3 protein-coding genes are annotated in these 4,272 nt (G+C 75.3%); all 3 read left to right on the top strand.

The window, feature by feature from the left end:
* Positions 1-265, top strand: a 265-nt coding sequence (locus ACIQOV_RS29970; protein ID WP_401053719.1) for an MbtH family protein, incomplete at its 5' end; no start/stop codon positions are given.
* Positions 262-2,292: an ABC transporter ATP-binding protein gene (locus ACIQOV_RS29965; protein WP_401053718.1), complete on the top strand. Its 2,031-nt coding sequence runs from the start codon at positions 262-264 to the stop codon at positions 2,290-2,292. The genes ACIQOV_RS29970 and ACIQOV_RS29965, both read left to right, overlap by 4 nt.
* The coding region (locus ACIQOV_RS29960; protein WP_401053717.1) for a condensation domain-containing protein at positions 2,289-4,272 on the top strand (1,984 nt) is incomplete at its 3' end. The genes ACIQOV_RS29965 and ACIQOV_RS29960, both read left to right, overlap by 4 nt.

Genomic DNA, 4,272 nt, shown 5'->3' with positions numbered 1-4,272 from the left:
GCTGGGCAACGGCCAGCTGTGGGAGCAGCTTCTCGGGCTGCTCAGCTCGGTCGTCGGCATCGCTGCCCAACTCGGCGGCCTCGGCAACCCCCTGGGCCAGTACTCGCTGTGGCCGGCGTTCGCGCAGACACCCGCCGGGTGGCGGATCGCCCACGGCCCGGGCGCGCGCGACGAGTGCCTGGAGTACATCGACCGGGTCTGGAGCGACCAGCGGCCACCGGGCCCGGTCACGGCCACGAACGGCAAGGAGGTCGCCGCGCCATGATGGCCGGCCCGGGCCCGCTGATCACGGTACGGGCCACCGGCGGCGACGGGCCCGACCCGGCCCGGGGCCGGGTCAGGCCCGGCACCGCGCGGCGGATCCGGCCCTACCTGCGGCCCTACCGCCGGCAGATCGCCGCGCTGCTGAGCCTGACCGTGGTCGACGCCGTCATCACCGTTTCCACGCCGCTGCTGTTCAAGGTGCTCATCGACCACGGCATCGTGCCCCACGACCGGGGCGTGGTGGCGGCCGCCGCCGCCGCGGTGGCGGGCCTGGCGCTGCTGCAGGCGCTGGTGGGCTTCTTCGTCAGCCGCAGTTCGGCGCGCATCGGCGAGGGGCTCGTCTACGACCTGCGCACCGAGGTCTTCCAGCACGTGCAGCGCCAGCCGCTGGCGTTCTTCACCCGCACCCAGACCGGTTCGCTGGTGAGCCGGCTCAACACCGACGTGATGGAGGCCCAGCAGGCGGTGACCGTGCTGCTGTCCAACGTGCTCTCCAGCCTGGTGGTGCTGGGCCTGGTGCTCGTCACGATCTTCCTCCTGTCCTGGTTCGTGGGCCTGGTCGTGCTCGTCACGGTGCCGCTGTTCGTGCTGCCCGGCCGCGTCGTGGGGCGCCGGCTGCAGCGCAACCTGCGCACGTCGATGCAACTGGACGCCGAACTCGGCTCGTTCCTGCAGGAGCGCTTCAACGTGGCCGGCGCGCTGCTGGTCAAGCTCTACGGCCGGCCGAAGGGCGAGGCCCGGCGGTTCGCCGGCACCGCGGCGCGGGTGCGGGACGTCGGCGTGGTCACCTCCGTCTACTCGCGGATGCTGCTGGTGACGGTGACGCTGCTGGCCTCGCTCGCCACCGCGGTGGTCTACGGCGTCGGCGGCGAACTGGTGATCGACGGGGCCATCCAGATCGGCTCGCTGGTGGCCCTGGCCACCCTGCTGGCGCGGCTCTTCGGCCCGATCAACCAGCTCTCCAACCTGCAGTCGAACTACCTCACCGCCCTCGTCTCCTTCGACCGGCTGTTCGAGGTGCTGGATCTCAAGCCGCTGATCGCGGAACGGCCCGACCCGGTCGTGCTGCCCGCCGCGGCCCGGGCGCCGGCCCCGGAGGTCGAGTTCGAGGACGTCTCCTTCCGCTACCCCTCCGCGAAGGACGTCTCCCTCCCCTCGCTGGAGACGCTGTCGCTGCCGGCCCCGGAACGCTCCGGCAACGCCGCGGCGCTGCGCGGGGTGAGCTTCCGCGCCCCGGCGGGCCGGCTGACCGCGCTCGTCGGGCCCTCCGGCGCCGGCAAGACCACGATCAGCCAGCTGGTCGCGCGGCTCTACGAACCCACCGCGGGCACCGTGCGGATCGGCGGCCACGACGTGCGCGACCTGTCCCTGGCCTCGCTGCACGACACCGTCGGCATGGTGACCCAGGACGCGCACATGTTCCACGACACCATCCGCGCCAACCTGCTCTACGCCGAGCCGGACGCCACCGAGACGCAGCTCGTCGAGGCCTGCCGGGCCGCGCAGGTCTGGGACCTGGTCTCCGCGCTGCCCGACGGGCTCGACACCGTCGTGGGCGACCGCGGCTACCGCTTCTCCGGCGGCGAGAAGCAGCGCCTGTCGATCGCCCGGCTGCTGCTCAAGAAACCGACCGTGGTCGTGCTCGACGAGGCCACCGCCCACCTGGACTCCGAGTCCGAGGCGGCCCTGCAGAAAGCGCTGTGGACCGCCCTGGCCGGCCGCACCGCCCTGGTGATCGCCCACCGCCTGTCCACCGTCCGCGAGGCCGACCAGATCCTCGTGGTCCAGGACGGGCGCGTGGTCGAACGCGGCCGGCACACCGACCTCGTCGACGCCGACGGCCTGTACGCGGAGCTCTACCGCACCCAGTTCGCCGAACCGCCCGCGCCGCGCCCGGAAGCCGAGCAGCACTCGGCGAACGGCTACGGCGACCTGCCCCCGCTGCCGCGCGGCGGAGGGCCCCTGCGCCGGCTGCCGCCGCCCCAGACGGCGCCCGAGCCCGGCCGACCCGAACGGAGAGCACGATGAGCCAGTTGACGGTCGAGGACGTGTGGCCGCTTTCCCCGCTGCAGGAGGGACTGCTGTTCCACGCCTCGTACGACCAGGACGCGCCCCGGGACGTGTACGTGGGGCAGCGGATCCTCAACCTCGACGGGGACCTGCGCCCCGAGGTGCTGGAGGCGTCCTGGCAGGCGGTGCTGGACCGGCACGCGAGCCTGCGCGCCGCCTTCCGCTCGCGCGCGTCCGGCGACACCGTCCAGGTGATCGCCAGGGGCGTGCGGATCCCCTGGACGTACGCCGACCTCGGCGGGCTGGGCGAGGAGGAGGCCGCGCGGGAGGCCGCGCGCCTGGCCGCGGTCGACGCGCGGCGCTTCGACCTCGGCGTGCCGCCGCTGCTGCGGGTGCTGCTGCTGCGCGCCGGCCCCGGCCGGCACCGGATGGTGGTGACGATGCACCACATCCTGATGGACGGCTGGTCGCTGCCGATTCTGTTCGGCGAACTGTGGGAGGTCTACGGCAACGGCGGCGACGCCTCGGTGCTCCCCAAGGTGCCGCAGTACCGCGACTACCTCGCCTGGCTGGTGCGCCGGGACACCGACGCCTCGCGCGCGGCCTGGCGCGCGATGCTGGCCGGGACGGAGGAGCCCACCCTGGTGGGCCCGGCCGACCGCGGCGGCGCGCCGGTGATGCTGCGGCACGTGGTCGAGCGGCTCGGCGAGGACCTCGCCGAGCGGCTGCGGGAGACGGCGCGCTCCGCCGGGGTCACCTTCAACCGGGTCTTCCAGGTCGCCTGGGCGCTGCTGGTGGGCAAGCTGTCCGGCCGGCTGGACACCGTCTTCGGCGCGACCGTCTCCGGCCGGCCCGCCGAGGTGCCGCAGGCGGACCGGATGGTCGGGCTGTTCATCAACACCGTGCCGGTGCGGGTGCCGCTGGACCCGGCCCTGCCCTTCCGCCGGGCCATGGCGGCGCTGCAGGACCAGCAGACCGCCCTGCTGGACCACCAGCAGCTGAGCCTGCCGGAGATCCAGCGCGCCGGCGGTCCCGGCGCGGTCTTCGACACCCTGATGGTCTTCCAGAACTATCCGCGCGGGCCGATGGCGGCCCCCGCGGCCGGCCCGGCGGCGCCCGCCGGCCCGGGCCGGGCGCCGCGGCCCGCCGACGGCTCGCCCCCGGGCGAGGGCCTGGGCGGCACGGCGCTGCGCAGCGGGGAACAGGCCGGCGGCCCGCTGGGGCCGCCGCCGGGCGACGGGCGGGAGCCTCCGGGGCCGCCTCCGGGCGACGGGCGGGAGCCGCCGGGAGGTCCGTCCGGGATCGGCCTGCGGGGCCCGGCCGGCATCCGGGTCTCGGCCGGCGGCGGCGAGGAGGCCGCCCACTACCCGCTGACCATCGTGGTCACGCCGACCGACGACATCGAGGTCCGGCTGGACTACCGGCCCGACCTGTTCGACGAGCGCACCGCCCGGGGCCTGGTCGACCGGATGCTCCTGGTGCTGCGCCAGGTCGCGGACGACCCGGACGTGCCCCTGGGCCGGCTCGACGTGCTGACCGGCGAGGAGCGGCACGAACTGGACGGCTCCGGGTACCGGACCCGCCGCGAGCTGCCCGGCGCGACGCTCGCCGAGCTCTTCGAGCAGCAGGCGCGCCGCACCCCCGGGGCCGTGGCCGTGGTGTCCGGGGACACCGAGCTGACGTACGCCGGGCTGGACCGGCGGGCGAACCGGCTGGCGCGCCGGCTGGCCGCGCTCGGCGTGCGCCCGGAGACGGTGGTGGGCGTGGTCGCCGAGCGTTCGCCCGAGCTGATCGCCGCGCTGCTGGCGGTGGTGAAGGCCGGTGCGGCGTACCTGCCGATGGACGGCCGGCACCCGGCCGCCCGGCTCGCCGCGACGGCGGCGCAGGCGGGTGCGGCCGTCGTCCTGGTCGACGGGCCGAACGCGCGGCGGGGCCTGGCCGACGCCGCGCTGTTCGAGGGCGCCGAGGTGCTCCTCCGATCAGGTTGCGGGCCCACAT

The organism is Kitasatospora sp. NPDC091257 (assembly GCF_044757675.1).
Taxonomy (GTDB): domain Bacteria; phylum Actinomycetota; class Actinomycetes; order Streptomycetales; family Streptomycetaceae; genus Kitasatospora; species Kitasatospora lactacystinica.
The sequence above is the reverse complement of the archived record's forward strand: the minus strand, read 5'-3'. Positions and strand labels throughout refer to the sequence as shown.

Coding starts and splice junctions, on each gene's coding strand:
- ACIQOV_RS29965 (WP_401053718.1), top strand. CDS start 262: ATGATGGCCGGCCCGGGCCCGCTGATCACGGTACGGGCCACCGGCGGC.